The organism is Burkholderia sp. BCC1998, assembly GCF_905339875.1.
In the GTDB taxonomy this organism is placed as follows: Bacteria; Pseudomonadota; Gammaproteobacteria; order Burkholderiales; family Burkholderiaceae; genus Burkholderia.
This window is the reverse complement of the sequence record NZ_CAJPHE010000091.1, coordinates 1-625: the sequence shown is the minus strand read 5'-3', so window position 1 is coordinate 625 and position 625 is coordinate 1. Positions and strand designations below refer to the sequence as shown.

Annotated in this window: 1 protein-coding gene; it reads right to left on the bottom strand. The window is 63.4% G+C overall.

The features are described 5' to 3' along the window. Positions 1-612 (bottom strand): IS66 family transposase (locus U5A56_RS36915; RefSeq protein ID WP_321927412.1); only part of this gene is annotated, 612 nt, incomplete at its 3' end. Between the last annotated feature and the right edge of the window lie 13 nt (positions 613-625).

Here is a 625-nt window from a genome sequence, read left to right as displayed (position 1 = left end):
CACCCAGGCACCGAGCGTGGATCTCGGAATGGCCAGTCCCGCACGGCCAAAGATCTGTTCCTGGCGATACAGGGGCAAGTGGTCGCCGTACTTGGCGACCAGCACCTGCGCGAGCAACCCGGCAGTGGGCACGCCCTTATCAATCACATGCGGCGGAACCGGCGCCTGGATCAGCGTCTCGCATGCCTTGCACACCCACTTGCCGCGGATGTGCCGCTCCACCGTGAACACGCCCGGCGTGTAGTCCAGCTTCTCGCTCACGTCCTCGCCGATGCGTATGCGTTCGCAACCGCACTGGCACGTCGTGCTATCCGGTTCGTGATGGATGTCGGTGCGCGGCAGTTGCGGCGGCAGCGGTGCGCGTTTCGGCTGCTCGCGTTGCCGAACAACTCGTGTCGGCTCAAGCTGCTCGAGCTCCATCTCGATGGCAACCAGGTCGCCATCGATGGCCTCGTCGAGCAGGTTCATCTGCTCACTGTTGAGCTGTTCGCTGCGTCGGCCGAACTGCTGGCGCTTGAGGACGGAGACCTCGTGGGTGAGTTGATCGATACGGGTCTGCCGGTAGCGTAGTTCTTGGTCTCGCTCACTCGCTTCCCGCTCCTTCTCCTTGATCGTCTGGTCCTTC